This is a genomic window from Reticulibacter mediterranei, assembly GCF_016587455.1.
Genome location: NZ_BNJK01000001.1, coordinates 3,898,559 through 3,918,963, shown reverse-complemented (window position 1 = coordinate 3,918,963; position 20,405 = coordinate 3,898,559). Strand labels below are relative to the sequence as shown.

Below are 20,405 nucleotides of genomic sequence, written 5' to 3'. Positions count from 1 at the left end.
CTCCTCAGTTTTTATGTATATCATACAATGTTGCTAGCGGATAAGGATGGCAATTTCGCGTCGATTGGGGAGTGCTGCAGGGCTTTCCAATTCTCCCATCTAGCAGGAGTGCAGAGGGCGGCAGCCCTTTGCCGGGGTGCGGGGTGTCCCCGCAAAAAACTTTTTTCTTCTCTTTTGCGCGCCGCCGCAGGCGGCGCGCGAAGGAGGGAAGGAAACTGGGGACGCCCCAGGCCCCGGCAGGGAGACCCCTGCACCCCTTTGAGCGGAGAACTGGAAAGCCCTGGGGAGTGCTGATCGCTGGTTGAGTGCTCCCTGTTGATTTGTTATAATAAAAGTTGAGTAGCGTATCGTCATCATGCTGTACTGGCCTCTGTGCCAACGATGGCCGGGTCTTCGGCTCATACCCGCGCTCTTTGGAGCGGTGGAGGAAGCAGGTCTTGTCCTCCCAAACAGTGAGCCCCTGCGTGAGTTGCTGTAGAGCCAGGCGCAAGGAACGAGACCACGCTTGCTCAACACCTGTTAGATGGAGGGCAAAGGGCCTTCTCAGACTAAGAAGGTGAGTGGATTGGTCAACCCGGAAAGGATCGCCCGGATCGAGAGATCTGTCGCGTTCCTCGACGGCACTACTGAGGAGAACGCAGTTGCTGCGGAGGTCGTGTTCGCGGACCCCAGCAAGAACCTCGTGATCGTCAACGTCGTGGGGCGGCTTCGCTGCATCCGCGTAGGCGGCAAGGTGCACAACCTGTCCCCGTGCAATAACCAGGTGCGCATCGCCCAACCGGACGATGAGAGCACCTGGCCGGTCGAGCAGGAGGGGGTCATCTTCCTCGTTCGCTTCCCCGTCACGGACGAGATCGCGGAGCGTCGCCCGGACTTCCGAGAAGCGCCGTACTATTGTGGCATCCTGAACATCGAGTTCTGACCGAGCCAGAGCAAGTCGGGAGGGGGGTCGTGTTGCAGCATCGCGCTGCGGTGCGGCCCCTTCTCCTTGCCCGATATCCTGAGAGGAGCATATACTATGTCTGACCGCATCGTCTATTCGACCGAGAGCGGAAGAGTTGATACCTGTCCTCGTTGTGGACAGTCCTATAAATATTGTCGCTGCAATCAGCTCACGACCTCATCAACGAAAAAGAGCGATGGCATCGTGCGTGTGATGCGTGATCGCAAGCAGCGTGGAGGCAAGACCGTAACCGTTATCACTGGCGTCATAGGGAGCGAGGCAGAGCTAATCGCGCTGGGGCAACAACTGAAGAAGCTGTGCGGCTCTGGTGGTACCGTCAAAGACAGCAATATCGAGATCCAGGGCGATCATTGCGAGAAGGTCATAGCAAAACTGACCTCGCTGGGCTATAAGGTCAAACGCGCCGGAGGCTGATCGAGAGAAGATATCAAGCAACAGGGGAAAAGGCAGAGATGCTGAAAGAGAACCTTCTTGTACGCAAATTTCATGCCCCGCAGCTTCGAGCCGCATTGGTGCTACGCCCGCACCTTGTTGAACTGCTGGAACAGGGCGCACGGCGAGCGGTGACATTGATCTCAGCCCAGGCAGGGTCGGGCAAGACCACGGCCCTGGCCGCCTGGATGCGCGATAGCAGGATTGCTGCCTCCTGGTTGGCATTGGATAACTATGATAACGATCTGCAACGCTTCTGGACTTATGTGCTGGCGGCGCTAGATCATCTGCGTCCAGGGATGTTCAAAAAGGCGCAAGAACGGCTAGAGGTTACGCGCCAGTCTGTGCCCATTGAAAATGTCCTGACTGCTCTTTTAAACGATCTCTTCAATCTTGAAGAGGATATCGCACTGATCCTTGATGACTATCACGAAATTACCATGCCTGCGATCCATGCGTCCGTAGCGTTTCTGCTCGATCATCTTCCCGCCCGGTTGCATCTCTTCATCGTGACCCGCAGCGATCCCCCACTTCCCCTGGCTCGCTTGCGGATTAGCGATCAACTGATGGAGATTCGTAGTGCTGATCTCCGCTTTTCGCAGGAAGAGACGACGCTTTTCCTCAATACCGTTATGGGCCTTCGCCTGACCGCCGACGAGATTGCTATGCTGGAAAAGCGGACCGAGGGGTGGATTGCCGCGCTGCAACTCGCTGGCCTCTCTCTGCAACGACAGCACGATATACCGGCCTTTATCACATCCTTCACGGGCAATCATTACCATCTTGTGAACTATCTGGCCGAAGAGGTACTTCAGAAGCAGCCACAACAGGTGCAGCGTTTCTTGCTGCATACCTCCATCCTGGAGCGTATGAACGCCGCTCTCTGTCAGGATCTAACAGGTGACGCAGAGAGCCGGGCCATGCTAACGCAGCTTGAGCAGGCCAACCTGTTTGTCGTCACTCTGGATGATGAGCATGCCTGGTATCGCTATCATCAACTCTTTGCCGACTTCTTGCGTACTCGCTTGCAGCAGCACCAGCCCGATTATGTGCGTGAACTCCATGAAAGGGCTGCACGCTGGTATCAGCACAATGGCTACTACGAGGAGGCGATGAGCCACTTCCTGCTGCTACAGGATTTTGCGGAGGCGGCACAATTGATAGGGCAGAGCGGCGAAGAGGTAATGAGGCGTGGCGACTTCACCATGCTGGATCGCTGGATCTCATCATTACCCGCTCAACTGATACGCAGCAAACCCGATCTCATCATCATGCATGCCCGTGTGCTAGCCTTTCTGGGACAACTCCAGGCTGCCGAAGAGCGTATAGAGGAGATCTTGAACTATGAATGGAGTTTGCCGCGTGAGGTCATCGAGGGCGAGGTGCTGGTCGTGCGTGCCTTTATTGAAACGCAACGCTTGAACTTTCTCCAGGCAAGAGAGCTTTCGCGCAGCGCCCTTGCATATTTACCTGCAACCAGCGTCTTCATGCGCAGTATTATCTCGCTCTGCCTCGGCATTGCTTTGCGCTTTAAAGATACAACCGCCGCGCATCGAGCCTTAGAGCAGGCCATTCGCGATGCCAACAGTCCGCATATCAGCGTGTTAAGCCTGGAACATCTGGGCTATCAACTACAAGAGTTGGGACAACTGCATCGCGCCCTGGAAATCTATCAACAAACGCTCTCGATGTTGCCGGAGGAGATCCCCTCTATGTGGATGGCCTGTCTGGGTATGGCGGAAGTGCATCGCGAATGGAACAGGCTGGACGAGGCCGATAGCTTTATGAGTCGGACTATGCAAATGTCCCGGGATGTGAGGTCGCCTGCTATATTGCTGGATATTACTGTCATCCGAGCCATGATTGCGGAGGCGCAGGGCCGAACTGATGAAAGCCTCGCGTTGTTGCGGCGGGAAGAGCTGATGGGGAGGCAGAGACAACTGGCAACGACGGTTGGGGTAACAAGAGCATATCAAGCATTATTTGCGGTGTGGCACGGCGATGTTGAGGCAGCTCTCCCCTGGATGCAGGATTTTGAGCGGCAAACAGCAACTTATCCTCTGAATACTGGTAGCGAGCGCGAGTATCGCATTCTGGCCCGCGTACAAATGGCCGCCCGAAAATACGCAGAGGCGGAAGCTGTGCTGGCACAACTACTTGCGCTGGCTCAGGAAGAGGGCCGAATGCGAGCGGTAATCAAGGCGATGGCGCTGCAATCGCTCGTTTTTCAGGCGCAAGGCGCGACAGAGCAAGCGATCAGTACAATCATGCAGGCGCTTGCCCTGGCTGAACCGGAGGGGTACGTGTGCAGCTTCACCGAGGAGGGTGCGGAGATGATCGGATTGCTTAAACGTGTCCAGGTGGCGCATCGTACAAAAGCTGTCTCGCTGCTAATTGCCCCGGAGTATCTCGCCCTTTTGTTAGCCGCAAGCGTCGAGCAGGAAACGGTTGCCAACGCTGTGTTGAGCGGTCGCGAAATGGAGATCCTGCAACTCATCTCCTCCGGCCTGTCGAATCAAGAAATCGCGGACCGGTTGATCATCTCCATGAATACGGTCAAGTGGCATGTAAGACAGATCTTCAACAAACTGAACGCGAATAGCCGCACGCAAGTCCTCGCACGAGCAAAAGAACTGAACCTGCTTTAATGAGTTTTTACGAACAAATCCTGTAAAGTCAATCGCTCCACTACTCCTCTGTCAAACTTCAATGAACACATTGGAATGACAACCGGATATGGCAGGGGCGAAGGCTTGTCCTCGCCCGGCTCCCCAGGCGCGATGAGGCCACAGGGCGAGGACAAGCCATCGCCCCTGCCATATCCGGTCCCACCTCGGAGGATGTTCTGGATGCATCAACGAATGAAGTTTGACAGACCACTACGAATGACTTTACCGCTTTTGCAAGGAAATTTTCATAAACCATCAACCATCCCCAAAACCACCTTTTAGTGTGGTGTCAGCTCTCCGGTGTAGCTGGTACAGTTTGCTCTACAGAAACAGTTATCTGTGCAGAAGGAGCAACATGCAATGCCATTTGTCACCGTCTCGGATGGGACGCAACTGTACTATGAAGAGTTGGGCGCGGGCGAACCACTTTTGCTCGTCAGCGGCCAGGGATTAGATCATACTTTCTGGAACGAGGTGCGCGACGATTTCGCAGACCGTTATCGCGTGATTGTCTATGACCATCGCGGAACGGGTCGCAGCGATAAGCCATCCGCGCCGCCTTATTCAACGCGCGGCTTTGCTCAAGATGCCGCCGAGTTACTCGATCGTCTTGGCATAGCGCATGCACATGTCTATGGTCATTCGATGGGTGGGCGTATCAGTCAATGGTTGGCTATCGATCATGGAGAGCGCGTAGGAGCGCTGGTGCTTGGTGCGACCTCGCCGGGCAATGCGCATGGCGTGCCTCGTCCGTCAGAGGTCAACGCACTCTGGACCAATCCGCCAGCAGATCCCCAGGAGGCTTTGAAGGCGATGGGAGCCTTGTTCCTGTCTCCCGCCTGGATTGAGGACCATCTGGAAACAGTCAAAGCACTCTTCCAGACGACCATCCCCGAGCACGCACGCACGCTGCACTATCTTGCCAGCGAGGGGCACGATTCCTGGGATTTCTTGCCCATGATCATAGCTCCCACGCTGGTAATGCACGGCAGCGAGGATCTGATGAATCCGACCGCCAATGCCAAACTACTTGCAGAGCGTATTCCAGGGGCAGAGAAGTATATAGTTGAGCATGGGCGGCACAGCTATATGATTGAGTTTCGTGAAGAGTCGAGCCGTGTTGTCAAAGAGTTTCTGGCTCGCCATCCTTTGTAAAGAAAGAGTGAATGAAATGAAAAGTTATCATGCCAATAAAGGCGCAGGCCTTGCCAGTTTGACGTTGAGGGAACACGACGTTCCTGTACCTGGACCTCATGAGGTGCTGGTGCGAGTGCGAGCCAGCGCAATGAACTATCGCGAACTGGCTATCCTGTGGGGAACCTATCCCTTGCCGATCAAGCCTGATGTTGTCCCGCTGGCAGATGGAGCAGGCGAGATTGTGGCCGTTGGCGCGGGCGTCACTCGTGCCAAAATTGGCGATAGGGTTGCGGCAACTCCTCTGCCACTGTGGATTGACGACCTCGCCTTCCCTGGATGGGATTATGCAGCACAGATTGGCGGCTCGCTGGATGGTCTTCTGGCGGAATATGCTGTCTTTAATGAAGAATGGATCGTCCATATTCCCGACCACCTTTCTTTTGAAGAGGCCGCAGCGCTGCCTACCGCTGGCGTCACTGCTTGGAACGCGCTGTTTGGTGGGAGCCGTCCAATCAAGGTAGGCGAAACCGTCCTCGTTCAGGGTTCAGGGGGCGTTTCCCTTTATGCCCTTCAGTTCGCCAAACTCTTTGGTGCGCGCGTGATTGCCACCACATCGAGTGAGGAGAAGGCGCAACGGCTCAAAGCGCTAGGGGCCGACGAGATTGTCAATTACCGCACGACACCCAAATGGGATGAAGCGGTGCGCGCAATAACAGATGGTCACGGTGTCGATCACGTTGTTGAGTCCACCAATCCCGCCACACTTGAGCAATCGATCAAGGCAACCGCAATTTCAGGACAGGTTGTGTTGATTGGCTGGCTTCCTAGCGATGTGACAAAGATTGATATCGGATCTTTTTTCTTCAACCTCGTCACCCTGCGCCCCATCTTTGCCGGTAGCCGCGCCCACTTTATCGCCATGAATCAGGCCATCGCGCAACACCAGCTCAAGCCGGTGATCGACCGCGTGTTTCCCTTCGCCGATGCAAAGGCTGCGTATCGTTACTATGAAGAACAGCAACCGTTGGGAAAGGTGGTAATCAACCATAGTTAAAGCGACCAATTTACGACAGATGGCGTTATATATTCAATAATCGTCATTAGTAGCATCTACGGTATGAAATGGAGAAAGGATCACTCGAAAATGACAGGGGCGATGGTTGGTCCTTACCCGGCTCTCCAGGCGGCGTGATGTCTCCACGGGCGAGGACCAGCCATCGCCCCTGTCATTTTCGGCCTCACCCCAGAGCGTGGATGTAGCATGTATAGCATGCAATCAGGAGGAGCATATGAGTAATATTTCGCAATTCTCGACCAACTCAGCCTGGATCGATCATATCCCTGCGCTCTGGTGTGAGCCGCAAACGCGCCGTTCCACGCGCCAGCTAATAGTCTTTGTGCCTCCATTCAGCGGTACGAAAGAGCTTATGCTTCCCTATTTGCAGGATCTTGCGGCGGCGGGATTTGTTGCGCTCAGCTTTGATCCCTGGCAACATGGCGAGCGAGGCAACGAGTCTGAAGAGGAGCTAATCGCGCGCGTTTTTGGCAACTTTCGACGCAATATGTGGCCCATACTGGGGCAGAGTGCGCTGGATATGCTGCGAGTCATTGATTGGGCCGTCGCAACGCTGAATGTTGAGCCGCATGTGTATACTGGTGGCGTTTCAATGGGAGGAGATATCAGCGTTGCCGCAGCTGGTATCGACCATCGTATCGAGCGAGTTGCAGCGATTGTTGCAACGCCTGATTGGTTGCGTCCAGGCATGCAAAACATCTCGGAGCCTGGTGTGCTCTTACCGACAGGTACACCAGATGCCTATGCTCAGTATTTCTACGATCGGCTCAATCCGCTGACGCGCCTGAGCGCCTTTGCACATGGCCCGGCTATTCATTTCATCTGTGGCGAGAAGGATACTCATGTGCCGCCAGATGGAGCGCTGCGTTTCCAGGCTGCGTTACAAGCAGCCTATCCAGAGAACGGCGACCATGTTCAGGTCAAGTTCGTTGCAGGGTTTGGGCATATGGATTTTGATGATCGCAACCCCTGGTGGTCCGACTGTCTGGCGTGGCTTAGCGAGGGCAAATAGCGGATCAAAGCCAGGGCAAACGCTGGCGGAGCGCGGGCAACACCTGCTCGACCGCCTCGCGCCCGGCGAGAATAAACTTGCGCCCCTCCGAAAACTGGCGCAACGAGACGCGATGCAGCTTTGGACGAATCACAACATCTGCTTCGCGAATACTGTGCATGCCAACGGTAGCCATTGCCAGATCGTACGAGCGCAGCAGCGTATCGACGATATGGGGAGCGCGTGGCCGCTTTTCTGCTTGTTGCAACCATGTCGTTGCGTTGGTGAGTGCTGGCGGCTCCTGCTCACCCAGTTCGGAGGCGAGCAGAATGTCGGCTCCCATCTGTCGTACCAATCGGATCGGAACCGGATCATGCATCCCTGCATCAACCAGGATGTGGTCGCCGACTATCACTGGCGGGAAAATGCCCGGCAGTGAGACGCTTGCCAGCCCTGCCAGCCACAACGGGCCGCGCTCCATCACAACACCCGAACGTGTACTCAGGTCCGCAGCCACTACCGCGAATGGCGTCTCAAGGTCTTCAAAACGGATATCGCTGCAGAGCGAACGCAGCATCATCCGTATGCCGCGATTGGAGAAAACCGAGGTGCGCGGAAAACGCCATTGCACGATGTGCTGCTGAATTTGCAGAAACGCCTGCTCGATCTCCGCGAGCGATTTTCCCATCAAATGCATGCCCGGTGCCAGCGTGCCGATGCTACAGGACGAGATATAATCCAGGGGAACGCCGTGTTCTAGCAGCCCTGCCAGCACTCCAACATGCGCAAAACCTCGCGCCCCTCCACCTCCAAACGCGATGCCCACTGTCTGCTGTGCAATATGCCGCGCCACAAACTGAACGGCCTGGCTTAAAGCTGCTCTCGGAGCCAGTTGGGAAAGTGCCTGCTGCTGTTGCCAGCTTTCTTGCAACAACGCATCATCCATTGGCAACAGGCGTTTGATTGTTTGCCCGACCTGTTGTGCATGATGATCTTGCAAGCCAATCGTGGGCCGCTCCGTAACATGCGTGATAAATAGATCCAACTGCCCTTTCTGCTCCAATGCTCCAGTCAGAGCCGCAGCGGAGAGCAGCGTAATGCTCCTTTTGATCCGCGTCCCAGCGGATAGTTGTTGCAGCATGGCTTGTAAGGATGGCGAAGGCTGTCGATATATTGTCAGCAGCATATGATCGTAGTATGAGGCTAACTCATTCAGCATGGGTAGCACATTGAAGTCGGTGAGCGCTGCCAGTTCCTCGCGCGTCTTTGTAAGAGCGGCAATCGCCGGAACATTGGGTTCGTCGTTGGTGCTGAGGGGTGCGCGATGCTCGTGCAGCAGCGTACGATCGCCGAGACATGCCAGCAGAACGGGACGAATCTGCCTGCTCTGCACTGCGAAATGTGGGCCGCTCGCCTCCTCTTGCGCGCAAAGCTCCAGCAGGAGTACTCGTTGATGAGAGCAGCGTGCCAGGGCATCGGCGATCTGGTAAGAGAGGTTGCGCTCAATGGGTGCTTCGGGAGCTTCTATTTGAGTTAACAGGACGATCTCTGCCGTTTGTTGCGCGAGGAGATACTGGTTCGCACTCGTCAGGCGTTGAGAGAGAATGGTATTAATATTGCGGAGTAGCGTCGGGCAGATTGCCATCAACGCGATGAAATCTGCCTGAGAGAGCGACCAGAGCGTGACATCACAATTGGCGCGCACGGTTGCGTTGGGTGGCTCTCCGGTCAGCAGCGACATCTCACCAAAGCACTCGCCTGGCCCCAACGTTGCCACAACATATGCAGTGTGATGCGCATCCTGATCCTGATCTTGTAAAATTACGCTCACCTGTCCTGACTGCACCACATAGAGCCGTCCATGCCAGACGCCCTGTTCCAGGATGCGCTCCTCACAGGCAAACTGGACAGGTTGCAAACGCGCCACTATAGCTTCCGCTTCCTGTGGCTGCATATGGCGAAAGAGCGGACTGGCTCCTATCAAATTATGGAGTTCTAGAGTGCACATGACATTATTTGCTCCTGATAACAGCCCTGGTAATGATTGTGACCACACTATATCACCAACATGCAAAATGTTTCTTTGTATATCAAACATATTCTTTAAGGTCAGGCTATTTCCGTTTTTCATTTCGCAGTTCGGAATAACACGATAAAGGGCAGGTTACTACCGCTGCGAGAATGGGAGAGGATTATATGAATATCGACGAGCAATTTGAAGATTTTCTGGCAGGATTAGGAGTGGAAATGGAACGTCCCGAAGACAGACAACTGAATAGCGATGCAATCCCCGAAGTTTCTATCTTTCAGGCTTCGCGCGACCATTACGGCGTTTTCTATCGCCTGGACATCGTTGAACGCAGGCCAGAGCTACGCGTGATGGTTCCGGTCGATAAGGGCCGCGTCAAGATGGACATTTTCCTGGTGCGCCTGAGTTCACGTACTCCACTCAATAGCTGCTTCAACGAACTGTCTCTGTATGAGGGAAGCGCCGCCTATGAGCATGGACGCGAAGCTAACCTGCAACACATGCTCTATGCTGTTGCTGAAATGATGAAGCAACTGTTCTGGTCGGGTGATCTGCAATACATGAGTTTTCCATCAGAAATTGAGGTTTACCCTCTGCTCTTGCAGGACGAAATCCAGACCAGGCATCAATAAAAAAATACTGTCTTCAATCTATGGGGAATATAGTCGAAAAAGGCGTTCTATGGAAGCCGAAAGCAGGCTATGGTAAACTATCTTTCAGAAAAGAAAGGAAGACTGGTATGCCAGAAAACATAGACGCCATTGCACGAGATGCGATTCAACACCTATCGCTCAAACATGCCGCTCGTGAGAAAGCCCTGCCCAAATCCAGGGCCGCCATACGTCATTGCGCCAACAGCATTCGCGCCACCCATCGTCACGAATTTCAACTTGCTGAAGAATTGACGACCCAGGCGGCGGCCCTCATTGCAGAAATGATCGAAGATCTGAGCAACCACCAGGACATCTATTATGCAGGTTTTGTCCAGGATGCTCAGAAAGAATATACGGAAGCCGTTACCTTTGCCGCGTTGACCCGCCATCGCGCCTTGCCCAGCGCCGAATCGCTCTCTGTTGGCTGGGCCGCCTATCTCAATGGCCTGGGGGAAGCTGTGGGCGAATTGAGGCGCTATGTGCTAGATCAATTACGTCACGACAATTTTGAAGAGTGCGAAACCTTCCTGCACTATATGGACGATATCTACGCCGTCCTCATCTCGGTCGATTTTCCCGACGCGATCACGTCCGGGCTGCGCCGTACCACCGATGCCACTCGCGGCATCCTTGAGAAGACGCGCGGTGATCTCACTACCGCTGTTAGCCAGGCACACTTGCAGCGCTCCATGCTCGCTTTACAGCAAGAGCTAAAAAAGCACCAGATCTCACCCGAATCGTGATATGATAACATGGAAAGTGAGTCATCTCGCTTTCCTGTCTCTGTATACTATCAACAGTATCTATTCGTATGGTTAATGGGGGAATTTTCTTGCAGAGCGATGTGGTAAGAGAATATGAACATAGCCGCAAGTTTTTCAAGAAGCGAATATCCGATATTTCCCGCGAGAACAACGAAAAAGAACATAGTTGTTCGATTTCAACGCGCCAGGAGGGGGGCGTATGGAAGACGAAAAAGTAGAGAATCAAGAAGAGATCGTTTCTGGGCCGAAAACGACAAGTTCAACTAAAATTGTAATGGCGGATGCCGTGCAGGCCGAAGAGGTTCCAACGCTTCCTCTGGGGCCGATGCAGGCAATTAATGCTCTGGAACCAGAGGTTGCCGTGCGCTCCGTCGCTTCGACGCCAGTAGTAAGTATGCCTGAGCCTTTAGTTGTGCAACCATCAGAATATCATCGCGGTCCTGGCGAATGGCTCCAGATCTGGAAAGAGGGCGTTCGACCAGCGTATCTATCCCTACCGCTTATGCCGGTACTGCTCGGTGGTGTTCTCGCCTGGATACCGACGATGACAACAAGAAATCCCTTTGGGACGTTTCATCTTGCGTCTTTTATCGGCACGATCCTTGCCGTGCTACTCTTGCAAATAGGCGCAAATCTGCTCAACGACTACTACGATTATGTGCATGGCATCGATACCAGTAATCCGCTCGGCCCTGGTGGACTGATTCAGCAGGGGTTGGTCAAGCCAACGCGCGTGCTGGCTGTCAGTTCCGTTGCGCTTGCGCTTGGAGCCGTGCTGGGTTTGATTGTTGGCTGGCAGGGAGGGCCACTGGTTTTGTTATTCGGCCTGATTGGTTTGCTCTGCGCCTATTTCTACAGCGCACCCAGACGTGCCCTTTCTTCGCTGGCCCTCGGCGAACTGATCGGCTTTATCATCTATGGTCCCTTGATTACGCTTGGCGCGTATATGGTGCAGACTGGGAGCATTGGTCGCAACGTCCTGATCTATAGCATTCCGCTGGGGCTGCTGGCAGCTGCCGTGATCCATGCCAACAATATGCGCGACCTGGAGAGCGATGCTCAGGCCAACAAGCGTACCATCGCCGCCCTGCTGGGCGTAGATTGGGGACGCGCCTGGTTCCTGGCTCTGGTGCTGGCTGCCTATATCGTCATTCTCGCCCTCGGCATTCCACATGGCACCGTCCATCTGATCCTGATTACGTTCTGGACGCTGCCCGGTCTGACCGTTATCGTGAGCGGCATCCTGCGTACAGACGCCTCGCCGGGCTTCCATCTCGTCATGCAGGAGCTATTGAAGCTGACAACTGCTTTTGGATTGTTGCTGGCTGCGGCTTTGCTGGCTTCTGCCCTGTATCCCCTGTTGCCCGTCATCCCATTCCATCTACTCCATCTCGCATGATATGACCTACGACGGCTTGGGAGAATTGTTAAAATCCTAATATACCGATTATGCTTGAGAAAACAATCTCGCCTAGAGAGGGGTGAGATTGTTTTTATACAAGGTCCGAGTCCTACATAAAATGGGCCAAACTATAACCATTCAGGCCATTTACAAGGATGATACACTGTGTTACACTTCGGATAGGCTTTCGGACAAGAACAGATGAGACTGCTCTGGTGGGGATGTTGTCTCCTCTACTGAACAAAGCCTTACGGTCTTGAGAGTCAGGCTCAGATCACTGTTTGCGGTTGTTTCACAAGGAGGTGTTCTATGGCTGGCTGGGAAGAAGAACTGGCCGTGCTACTTCGTGAACTCGGCGTAAAACAAGAAGAACCAGATGAGGCTCACCTCCGCCCGCTGCGTAAGCCAATGCGTAGCGATGCCAGGCGGCGCGAGCCATATGCGGATGCTCAACCCTGGGGCGCAGAAAGTGGTGGCAGTAACAGAGACGATGACGATGTATGGCAGCAAGATTTGAACAGCATGCGTCGCGAAGTTGATACAATTGTAAGTCAGGTTGTTCTTCTGATGCAACGCGGCTCCCTCGAACCCTCCCTCAAAGAAGATGTTATGGTCGTCTTACGTGCTTTACGGCGTCGGGCCACAGTGACCCAGCAGGCCGCAGCGAGCGACGAAGCCTATCTGGAATCTGCCTCCGCCATGCTTCATTTCTGTCGTCTCGTCCTCCAGTTGAGCGAATCTGCCTCTGAGGACTTCTAATATGAGGCGCGAGAACAAGCTGTGCAAAGAGAGGGAGATGTAGCCAGTAGCAAGAATCAGCGCTATCTGTAATATTTCACCTGTTTCATCAGTTCCTATCGTTGAGCAAGAGACCTGACCCTGGCAACGTCGCACAGGGCATCGGGTCGTTGAAACCCTCCTCTTTCCCTCATCCGTAATAGTATTTAAATGGATACTATCTAGTGTGTGCATCTTCTTTAATCTTCCTTGACATCGTGTGACACAAGCTGTCATACTATACCCCGTGTTGCGATGGCCCTGTAATGATTGCTGAGTTGCGGTGTACAGGGCATGGAGGGATGTGTGGGTACGAAGAAGGAAAAGAGCATTTTGAGGAGGTTTCAATGAGTACGAACAATAATCAGCGATCCGGTGGGGGCATCGGCAGCTGGTTGCGCGTGGGGTTCCTCGCCGTTACTGTACTTGGACCCGCTATTAATACAATCTTAGAGCGAACAAAACTGGAGCGCGAGCAGGCCCGTGCAGGAGCGGCGGAACCCGATACCAAAGCCGTCGTTGTGGTGCCAGATCAGGAGGCGACGGTCAAGCCATCTCTTAGCGAGTCGTTGCTGGAATTGCCCTATACGCAAAGCCTGGTCAGGCGCGGCGAAGACCTCGCCGCTGACCTACGTGAACGTGGTAACAGGCTTTCACAGAGCGTGACAGAGCACGGTAGCAAAGTCACCCACGATCTGATTGATCGCAGCGGCGAGTTGACCCGCGACCTGATCGGACGTGGCGGTCAGACTTCGCAAGAGATGCTGAGACAAAGCGAGAAGGCTATCAAGCAGCTCAGAAAGCAGAGCGAGAAGGCCGCCAAAACTATGCGCAAGCAGAGCGAGAAAGCAGCTCGCCGTCTGACGAAGCAGAGCCAGCAGGCCAGCGAAGAATTGACGCGGCGCAGCGAGAAGATCTCGCAAGATCTATTGAGGCGTAGCCAGGAGTTCACACAAGAGCTGGTGGAGCGCAATGGACGGGCCTGGGCTATCCTGGGCTTCGGCGTCGGCTTGATCTCAGCCACTGCCATCGTGTATGTGTTTATTCGCAGGCGCTTGTTTGGAGGTCAGGAAGAAGAGGCGGATCAACATATCTTGCTGTCACCCAACGGCTATAAAGATCTGAACAGCGAGACGAGGCCAGCCGACGACGGACTTCTGGCGGCAACGCCCTCTAGCGAACTGAATGGCAATGTTGTGCAAACGACCGAGCCGATCAGCACTAAGCACGGTGTTGTGGCACCAGAAAAGCGTGAGACGACAACTGGGGAGACCGTTCCTGCCGATGCCACTCTCGTTGGCGTTGTCAGCACACGGCGCTATTATCCAGTGGAGACGCCATTGGACAAGTTGCAGCCACAACCAGGGGTAACAGGCAGTCCAACGGATCTCGTCTACTTCGGTTCGGAGGAAGAGGCAAGAGCGCAGGGCTTCTCGGCTGCCGATGAAGGCGCAAAAAATAGCTAAGATTGAAAGAGAATCAACCCAAGATTCGTGAAGTGGCAGAGGTGCTAAAAAAGAAGTCAGTGACGGAAGCGAGCGCATCTCTGCCGCGCCCCAACATTTCGTTGATTCCCTCTCTATGGGAAAGCGGCGTTACTTCTCCTTCTCATATTTACGTCTGTACTGCTTTGGCACCTGCCCTTCCGTGAAGCCTTCGTTGACGAGGCCACGCTTCACCAGATAATGCAGAAATGCCAGTTGTTGTTCAAACGTTGGGGAAGGAGCAGATAGGTCGCCGGTGGTGGATTCGCTATGTTCCGCCGTTGATGAAACTGGCTGTGCAGGGCGTTCGGAGCGATCCTCGGCTGAGGCCAGCAGCCAGCCCTGTTCGGGGACGGCTTCGTCCTGTTCCACTGCTACCGACATCATCCCTGCCTGCGGTAGTGGCCCTTCCATCGTCGTCCGCCACACCGTCTCCTGTGCCGCGCCCGTGTTTCTCACGGCCTGTGAATAGCCTGTTGCCGGGGCACTTTTCCAGGGCCACCATGCAAACAGTTTTTGCAACCAGCGTTTAAGCGCTTGCGTGATCATATTACGTTTTGCCCTCATAGTTGTAGAGATAGCGTTTGGCTATCCTGCAATCACGCACTCTCTGCGTTCAGAGCTAAGATAAACACCAATGAGGAATATAGAAACATAGTAGCATATCAACGGGAACACGTCAAACGCCCTTGCATTTTCAGTGGTTGCGTGCCATAATCAAGGAGGTCAGGAATCGGAACACCCCCCGGCTGATGCTCGAACTGGCGCTATCTTTTTGCCAGCAATAGAGAGATCATGCCGCCTGACTCATGCGTGTATTACCATATCTAACCAGTCATAATCCAACTGACCATGAACAGATAAGGAGTCGGTTATGCAGGAAGATATTCTAGGAACACGACGCACCGCTGTCTCTGAACCATATGTAAGCTGTGCGAGATGTGAAAAACCTACACGTTTGCGGGATGCCAGAATCATAGAGAGCGATCCGCTTTCCTCTGACAGCCTATCCGAGTATGAATACCTTTGCCCGGACTGCCAGAAAGCGCTCGCCGATGGAGAAAAAGACCTTCCCCTCTCGTAGGTGGCGCGTCTCATTGAAAACAGAAGCATGGCAAAAGGCAAAAGTGAGATGGCCCTTCCACTTTTGCCTTTTTCAATCCATGAGGTCGCATCGTATTACGGATTATCCTGCACCCTGTTTCGGGTTATATACAACAAAGGGGAAACACAAAAGGGAAATAACAAGAATTAAGTAGCCGTTTCCCAAGAGGTAACAAGGATGCGAATGCGTTATAGGCATGTGACCTATCGTTATATAGATGGATCACAAAAACAACTGGAGCAGCACTATCGGCGTCTTTTAAACGATGCGTTGCGCCAGAGTCAACAATCAATGGTCCATTTTTCCAGCACGTGGCGACCTATGGCCGACATATTAGAATCGGCCGAGATGCTGACTATCAAGGTCGAACTGGCCGGGATGAAAGAGGAAGAGATAGAGGTAACGCTCTACGAAGATGCCCTGGTTGTCAGCGGTGAGCGACATGATCATCATGCAACTCAGGAAAACCTCTATCATGAAGCTCAAATTCGTTATGGCCCGTTCCGCCTGGAGGTTTTTATCTCTTCCCCCATTGATCGGGAGAGCGTCATGGCTCGTTATGAGAATGGTTTCCTATGGGTAGACCTGCCAAAGTTACCAGAGAGCAAGCCTGAGCGTGTCTATATTCAACGAAGTGATCCTGAAGCGTAATACTACCTTGCGCTATGTAGAGAAGGTTATATGGAAAAAGAACATACAGATTTAGAACTTGAACGACAAGAAGATACTATTGGTAGTCCCGAATCTGATGCCGCGTCTGACGAACAGCAAGCAGAAACTTCTGCAAATAGCCATGAAGAGCAAGATCAGACTCCTGCTGCGAGCGTAGAGGAGAATGAGGCCGAGAAGCGCGAGGATAGTGAAGACTCCAACCCGACAGAAGAGGTTCCTCCCATTGATGAGTCGGAGCCATCCTCTGTCTTAGAAGAAGTGGCGCGTATGGAGGAGTCAAGTCGCCGCCGTCAGGACGAGGAGGAGGGGTTGACCATTCCCGATGTGCTGCCGGTTTTGCCGCTAAAAGATACGGTTGTCTATCCATTTTCGGTTCAGCCGCTTGGCATCGGACAGGAGCGCTCTATTCGTCTCATCGACGATGTGATGCGCGGGGATCGTCTGGTCGCGCTGGTCGCGCAAAAGTCCGCCGATATCGAACAGGCGGGACCGGACGAGATTTTCAAAATCGGGACCGTAGCACGCGTCGGTCGCATGTTCCGTATGCCCGATGGAACGCTACAAATCGCGGTCCAGGGTCTCGAACGCGTCGTCATCGGCGAGTTCACACAGGAGAAGCCCTATCTGGCCGCGCATGTCACCCTCAAGCCCGATGTGCAGGAAGAGGGCAACGAGACCGAGGCGCTCAAGCGCAACGTCATTAGCTACTTCCAGCGATTGGTCGCCCTGGTGCAAAATATGCCCGAAGGGGTAGCCGCCGCTACCCTGAATCTGGAAGAGCCGCGTCAGGTGGTTTACGTTATCGCCACTTTCGTTCAGATGGAGCTGGAACTGCGCCAGAACTTGCTCGAACTGGATTCGGTGCGCGAAAAGCTGGTGCAATTGAGCAGCTTCCTGGCTCATGAACTGGAGATCCTCGAACTGGGCAAGAAGATCCAGACCAGTGCTCAGGAAGAGATGAGCAAAGTGCAGCGCGAATATCTGCTGCGCGAACAACTCAAGGCAATTCAGCGCGAACTGGGCGAGGAGAGCGAAGAGCAGGCTACGATTAACGAACTGCGGCGCAAGATCGACGAGGCGAAAATGCCTGAAGAGGCGCTCAAAGACGCCAACCGCGAGCTTTCACGTCTGGAAAAATTGCCGACCGCCTCGCCAGAGTATAGCATCATTCGCACCTACGTCGAACTGCTGGTCAGCCTGCCCTGGAGCCGCAGCACCGGCGAGAAGATCGATGTCAAACACGCGCGCGAGGTACTCGATCAGGATCACTACGATCTGGAAAAGATCAAAGACCGCGTGCTGGAATACCTGGCCGTGCGCCATCTGAAAGAGGAGCGGCAGGCTGAGGAACGCGAGCGTGAGCAGGAGATCAGCAGCGTCGAGGAGGGCGTGGAGGTTGAAAACATCACTCCAACGCAACCGCTGGCAAATCAGGAAGCCAAGCGCGCTGTAAACCGTGAGCCGATTCTGTGTTTCGTTGGCCCTCCAGGAGTTGGTAAAACCTCGCTGGGCCAGTCGATTGCGCGTGCGCTCGGTCGCAAGTTCGCGCGTATGTCGCTGGGTGGCATTCGTGACGAGGCCGAGATTCGCGGTCATCGCCGCACCTACATCGGCGCAATGCCTGGACGCATCATTCAAACCTTGCGCCGCGTCGATACCAACGATCCGGTAATTATGCTGGACGAGGTGGACAAGGTTGGCGCGGATTGGCGTGGCGATCCTTCGTCGGCCCTGCTGGAAGTGCTGGACCCAGAACAGAACTTCAACTTCCGCGATAACTACCTGGACCTGCCCTTTGACCTGTCAAAAGTGATGTTTATAGCTACGGCCAACGCGCTGGAGCCGATCCCAGCACCGCTGCGCGACCGCATGGAAATTCTAGAGCTGTCGGGCTATACCGAAGAGCAGAAGGTCCACATCGCGCGCAACTACCTGCTCCCCAAGCAGCTTGAGGCGAATGGACTGCGCAAGGAAGAGCTGGAACTGGATGACGATGTGATCCGGCGCGTGATCCGCGATTACACTCGTGAGGCCGGTGTACGTAATCTGGAGCGCGAAATTGGTTCGCTCTGCCGAAAAGCGGCGAAGAAGATTTCAGAAGGCACAGAAGCTCCGATTCAGCTTACCGCCGATGCAGTAAGCGACTACCTGGGTCGCCAGCGCTTCTTTGAGGAAGCTGCCGAGCGCATCGACCGACCCGGCATTGCAACCGGTCTGGTCTGGACTGCGGTTGGAGGCGAGATCATCTTTATCGAGGCGGCTACCATGCCCGGTAAAGAGGAGCGCCTGATCCTGACGGGCCAACTGGGTGATGTGATGAAAGAATCGGCAACGGCTGCCCTGAGCTATGTGCGTTCCAACGCGACATCGCTGGGCCTGCCACAACACGTCTTTGAGAATCAGAACGTCCATATTCATGTCCCGGCGGGCGCTATTCCAAAGGATGGCCCCTCAGCGGGTGTGACCATGACCACCGTTCTTGTCTCGCTGGCGAGTGGGCGCAAGGTGCGCTCGGATGTGGCGATGACCGGCGAGATCACGCTGCGCGGCAAGGTACTGCCGATTGGTGGTGTCAAAGAGAAGGTGCTGGCGGCGTATCGTTCGGGCATTCGCACCGTCATTCTGCCGAAGAAAAACGAGGCTGACCTGATGGAAGATCTGCCCAAAGAACTGCGTGACCAGATGCACTTCGTTTTCGCTACCGACATTCGCCAGGTGCTTGACGCCGCCCTTGAACCTTCCTCCACAAAGGGAGAGAAGGCCAGGGGCGAAGAGCAGAACGGCGAGCGTCCGCGCCGCCGTAAAAGCGAGAAGGCGGTTGCCAAAGCCTAGCCAATAATGCCCCGGAATTCGTAGTTTCCGGGGCATCCCTTTAGACTGGACCTGTCATCTGATCCTGTACATACGCATATTTGGCGACATTGTCCCGTGGAGAATAGAGATAGCGGGTCCACGCCTGCTGCTCGTGCCCAACGACGCCAAGCACCCAGACGCAATAAGTGGGGGTCGTTGCGCTGCGTTCAAGCTGTTGGAACGTTCCATTGGCTGCGAGATCTTTGATGTAGATCGTTTCCCACAACTCGTTCTCATTGCGCCAGGTGCTTATATACAGTATGTACGCGGCGGAACACTGGTGATGGACAACAAATCCGATCTCGTTCTTCAACGGCAATCTTCCCGCTTCCAATTCGGCCAGCAAGAACGAGCGTGCCTGATCGACAAGCTGAGCCGAAACGGGCGTTTCTTCGTAATAGATGTCGTACCACTTGAGATGGACGGCAGGTGTGACGAGCGCTGGGCCTGGCCTCGTAACCTTTGGTCGATGTCGATACTCTGAGGCGACCTGCTCCAAGTTACTGAGATACGAGATACCCTGAGGCGATTTTGCTTCTGACATATATGCTACCTGCTTTCGATAGAGATTTATCGTTCTTGCCATAGTATAGAGGCATATCAGGTTAGAACCGACCCTTTTTCATCGCTCATCCCACACTTGCTTCCTGTAAAAAAGGGGAAGTTCTCTTGACTAGCTGCTCTGTTTTTTGCTATATTAACTATACGTATAGCGAATGAAATAGCACGCGAAAGTGGAGGAGATTATGAACAGTCGGGAGAAGAGTACCCGCAGGACGGAGGCAGCTGAAGCCAGCAAACAGGCTATTCTGGAAGCCGCTGAAACGGTGTTTGCTGAAAAGGGATACGACGGTGCGAGCCTTCAAGAGATTTGCGATCTGGCAGGGGTCACGCGTGGCCTGCCCAACTACTTCTTTGGCTCGAAGGAGAAGCTCTACCATGCTGTCCTGGATCGAGCATTTATGCGTTCGCAAGATCTGATCGCGTTTATCCACGAACAGGCACATGTGCCCGATGCGAATGTACAGGAGATTCTCCGCGTGGTCATTGAACGCCTGTTTGATGACTTGACGGCTCACCCGACCTTTATTCGCCTGACTGAGTGGGAGGCTTTGCATGGAGCGCGTTACCTGGGCAATCTGCCATCTCAACTGCAAGTCTTGCGCGATGCTGTCCAGGCTTTGCAGGACGATTTAGGGTGGCAGGGCGATGCAGAGCAATTTCTCATTGATCTCACTGCTCTTTGCTGGTTTCCGACAGCCCATGCAGAAACGTTCCTCAAGCCATTGGGCGCGAACATTCAGGATTCCAGCTTCCGCACACGTTATAAGCAGCATGTTGTTCATCTATTACTTGGAAATTATTCCAATACTGACTAGTTCATCTTTTTCTGATCGG

At 54.1% G+C, this 20,405-nt stretch carries 18 protein-coding genes; 15 read left to right on the top strand and 3 right to left on the bottom strand.

The annotated features are described in order from the left end of the window. Positions 1–565 precede the first annotated feature (565 nt). From K3T83_RS16895 to K3T83_RS16870, 6 genes are all read left to right on the top strand, one after another. Positions 566–922 carry a hypothetical protein gene (locus K3T83_RS16895; RefSeq protein ID WP_220204127.1) on the top strand — a complete coding sequence of 119 codons (357 nt, stop codon included), beginning with the start codon at positions 566–568 and terminating at the stop codon, positions 920–922. A gap of 96 nt (positions 923–1,018) precedes the next feature. Beyond that, on the top strand, positions 1,019–1,378 hold the full coding sequence (locus K3T83_RS16890) for an SUI1 family translation initiation factor (RefSeq protein WP_220204126.1): 360 nt from the start codon (positions 1,019–1,021) through the stop codon (positions 1,376–1,378). Between the two features lie 38 nt (positions 1,379–1,416). Continuing rightward, positions 1,417–4,044, top strand: coding sequence for a winged helix-turn-helix domain-containing protein (locus K3T83_RS16885; protein ID WP_220204125.1), 2,628 nt, complete (start codon positions 1,417–1,419; stop codon positions 4,042–4,044). Between the two features lie 381 nt (positions 4,045–4,425). After that, positions 4,426–5,220: an alpha/beta fold hydrolase gene (locus K3T83_RS16880; RefSeq protein ID WP_220204124.1), complete on the top strand. Its 795-nt coding sequence runs from the start codon at positions 4,426–4,428 to the stop codon at positions 5,218–5,220. A gap of 16 nt (positions 5,221–5,236) precedes the next feature. Next, on the top strand, positions 5,237–6,256 hold the full coding sequence (locus tag K3T83_RS16875; protein ID WP_220204123.1) for a zinc-dependent alcohol dehydrogenase family protein: 1,020 nt from the start codon (positions 5,237–5,239) through the stop codon (positions 6,254–6,256). Positions 6,257–6,491: 235 nt separating this feature from the next. Beyond that, positions 6,492–7,289, top strand: coding sequence for an alpha/beta hydrolase (locus tag K3T83_RS16870; RefSeq protein ID WP_220204122.1), 798 nt, complete (start codon positions 6,492–6,494; stop codon positions 7,287–7,289). 4 nt (positions 7,290–7,293) lie between these two features. On the opposite strand, the gene K3T83_RS16865 is transcribed toward K3T83_RS16870, so the two are convergent. Then, positions 7,294–9,276, bottom strand: coding sequence for a patatin-like phospholipase family protein (locus K3T83_RS16865; RefSeq protein ID WP_220204121.1), 1,983 nt, complete (start codon positions 9,274–9,276; stop codon positions 7,294–7,296). Positions 9,277–9,464: 188 nt separating this feature from the next. Here K3T83_RS16865 and K3T83_RS16860 point away from each other — a divergent pair, with 188 nt between their 5' ends. The 5 genes from K3T83_RS16860 (at position 9,465) to K3T83_RS16840 (ending at position 14,359) form a co-directional block, all read left to right on the top strand. Then, positions 9,465–9,929, top strand: a complete 465-nt coding sequence (locus K3T83_RS16860) for a hypothetical protein (RefSeq protein WP_220204120.1) — start codon at positions 9,465–9,467, stop codon at positions 9,927–9,929. A 107-nt stretch (positions 9,930–10,036) separates the two neighbouring features. Beyond that, the gene (locus K3T83_RS16855; protein ID WP_220204119.1) at positions 10,037–10,693 is read left to right on the top strand and encodes a translin family protein; all 657 of its coding nucleotides are present in this window, start codon (positions 10,037–10,039) and stop codon (positions 10,691–10,693) included. 220 nt (positions 10,694–10,913) lie between these two features. Continuing rightward, on the top strand, positions 10,914–12,113 hold the full coding sequence (locus K3T83_RS16850; RefSeq protein WP_220204118.1) for a prenyltransferase: 1,200 nt from the start codon (positions 10,914–10,916) through the stop codon (positions 12,111–12,113). A gap of 312 nt (positions 12,114–12,425) precedes the next feature. Then, entirely contained in the window at positions 12,426–12,875 is a 450-nt protein-coding gene (locus K3T83_RS16845) for a hypothetical protein (protein ID WP_220204117.1), read from the top strand. Positions 12,876–13,240: 365 nt separating this feature from the next. Then, positions 13,241–14,359: a hypothetical protein gene (locus K3T83_RS16840; RefSeq protein ID WP_220204116.1), complete on the top strand. Its 1,119-nt coding sequence runs from the start codon at positions 13,241–13,243 to the stop codon at positions 14,357–14,359. A gap of 129 nt (positions 14,360–14,488) precedes the next feature. Here the strand turns inward: K3T83_RS16840 and K3T83_RS16835 are convergent, their stop codons facing one another. Then, positions 14,489–14,926 carry a hypothetical protein gene (locus K3T83_RS16835; protein WP_220204115.1) on the bottom strand — a complete coding sequence of 146 codons (438 nt, stop codon included), beginning with the start codon at positions 14,924–14,926 and terminating at the stop codon, positions 14,489–14,491. Between the two features lie 325 nt (positions 14,927–15,251). Here K3T83_RS16835 and K3T83_RS16830 point away from each other — a divergent pair, with 325 nt between their 5' ends. The 3 genes from K3T83_RS16830 (at position 15,252) to lon (ending at position 18,986) form a co-directional block, all read left to right on the top strand. Continuing rightward, positions 15,252–15,461: a hypothetical protein gene (locus K3T83_RS16830; RefSeq protein ID WP_220204114.1), complete on the top strand. Its 210-nt coding sequence runs from the start codon at positions 15,252–15,254 to the stop codon at positions 15,459–15,461. 204 nt (positions 15,462–15,665) lie between these two features. Further along, positions 15,666–16,133 (top strand): Hsp20/alpha crystallin family protein, encoded by a 468-nt coding sequence (locus K3T83_RS16825; protein WP_220204113.1) that lies wholly within the window; start codon positions 15,666–15,668, stop codon positions 16,131–16,133. A gap of 288 nt (positions 16,134–16,421) precedes the next feature. Then, complete coding sequence (lon, locus tag K3T83_RS16820) at positions 16,422–18,986, top strand: endopeptidase La (RefSeq protein ID WP_220208246.1); 2,565 nt, start codon at positions 16,422–16,424, stop codon at positions 18,984–18,986. Positions 18,987–19,026: 40 nt separating this feature from the next. On the opposite strand, the gene K3T83_RS16815 is transcribed toward lon, so the two are convergent. After that, the gene (locus K3T83_RS16815; protein ID WP_220204112.1) at positions 19,027–19,551 is read right to left on the bottom strand and encodes a hypothetical protein; all 525 of its coding nucleotides are present in this window, start codon (positions 19,549–19,551) and stop codon (positions 19,027–19,029) included. Between the two features lie 202 nt (positions 19,552–19,753). Here K3T83_RS16815 and K3T83_RS16810 point away from each other — a divergent pair, with 202 nt between their 5' ends. Beyond that, the gene (locus K3T83_RS16810) at positions 19,754–20,386 is read left to right on the top strand and encodes a TetR/AcrR family transcriptional regulator (protein ID WP_220204111.1); all 633 of its coding nucleotides are present in this window, start codon (positions 19,754–19,756) and stop codon (positions 20,384–20,386) included. Positions 20,387–20,405: the final 19 nt, after the last annotated feature.

Bases quoted from the DNA above. Each gene is read 5' to 3' on its own strand.
- K3T83_RS16890 (WP_220204126.1), top strand. From the start codon at position 1,019: ATGTCTGACCGCATCGTCTATTCGACCGAGAGCGGAAGAGTTGATACC.
- K3T83_RS16885 (WP_220204125.1), top strand. From the start codon at position 1,417: ATGCTGAAAGAGAACCTTCTTGTACGCAAATTTCATGCCCCGCAGCTT.
- K3T83_RS16880 (WP_220204124.1), top strand. From the start codon at position 4,426: ATGCCATTTGTCACCGTCTCGGATGGGACGCAACTGTACTATGAAGAG.
- K3T83_RS16875 (WP_220204123.1), top strand. From the start codon at position 5,237: ATGAAAAGTTATCATGCCAATAAAGGCGCAGGCCTTGCCAGTTTGACG.
- K3T83_RS16870 (WP_220204122.1), top strand. From the start codon at position 6,492: ATGAGTAATATTTCGCAATTCTCGACCAACTCAGCCTGGATCGATCAT.
- K3T83_RS16865 (WP_220204121.1), bottom strand. From the start codon at position 9,276: ATGTGCACTCTAGAACTCCATAATTTGATAGGAGCCAGTCCGCTCTTT.
- K3T83_RS16860 (WP_220204120.1), top strand. From the start codon at position 9,465: ATGAATATCGACGAGCAATTTGAAGATTTTCTGGCAGGATTAGGAGTG.
- K3T83_RS16855 (WP_220204119.1), top strand. From the start codon at position 10,037: ATGCCAGAAAACATAGACGCCATTGCACGAGATGCGATTCAACACCTA.
- K3T83_RS16850 (WP_220204118.1), top strand. From the start codon at position 10,914: ATGGAAGACGAAAAAGTAGAGAATCAAGAAGAGATCGTTTCTGGGCCG.
- K3T83_RS16845 (WP_220204117.1), top strand. From the start codon at position 12,426: ATGGCTGGCTGGGAAGAAGAACTGGCCGTGCTACTTCGTGAACTCGGC.
- K3T83_RS16840 (WP_220204116.1), top strand. From the start codon at position 13,241: ATGAGTACGAACAATAATCAGCGATCCGGTGGGGGCATCGGCAGCTGG.
- K3T83_RS16835 (WP_220204115.1), bottom strand. From the start codon at position 14,926: ATGATCACGCAAGCGCTTAAACGCTGGTTGCAAAAACTGTTTGCATGG.
- K3T83_RS16830 (WP_220204114.1), top strand. From the start codon at position 15,252: ATGCAGGAAGATATTCTAGGAACACGACGCACCGCTGTCTCTGAACCA.
- K3T83_RS16825 (WP_220204113.1), top strand. From the start codon at position 15,666: ATGCGTTATAGGCATGTGACCTATCGTTATATAGATGGATCACAAAAA.
- lon (WP_220208246.1), top strand. From the start codon at position 16,422: ATGGAGGAGTCAAGTCGCCGCCGTCAGGACGAGGAGGAGGGGTTGACC.
- K3T83_RS16815 (WP_220204112.1), bottom strand. From the start codon at position 19,551: ATGTCAGAAGCAAAATCGCCTCAGGGTATCTCGTATCTCAGTAACTTG.
- K3T83_RS16810 (WP_220204111.1), top strand. From the start codon at position 19,754: ATGAACAGTCGGGAGAAGAGTACCCGCAGGACGGAGGCAGCTGAAGCC.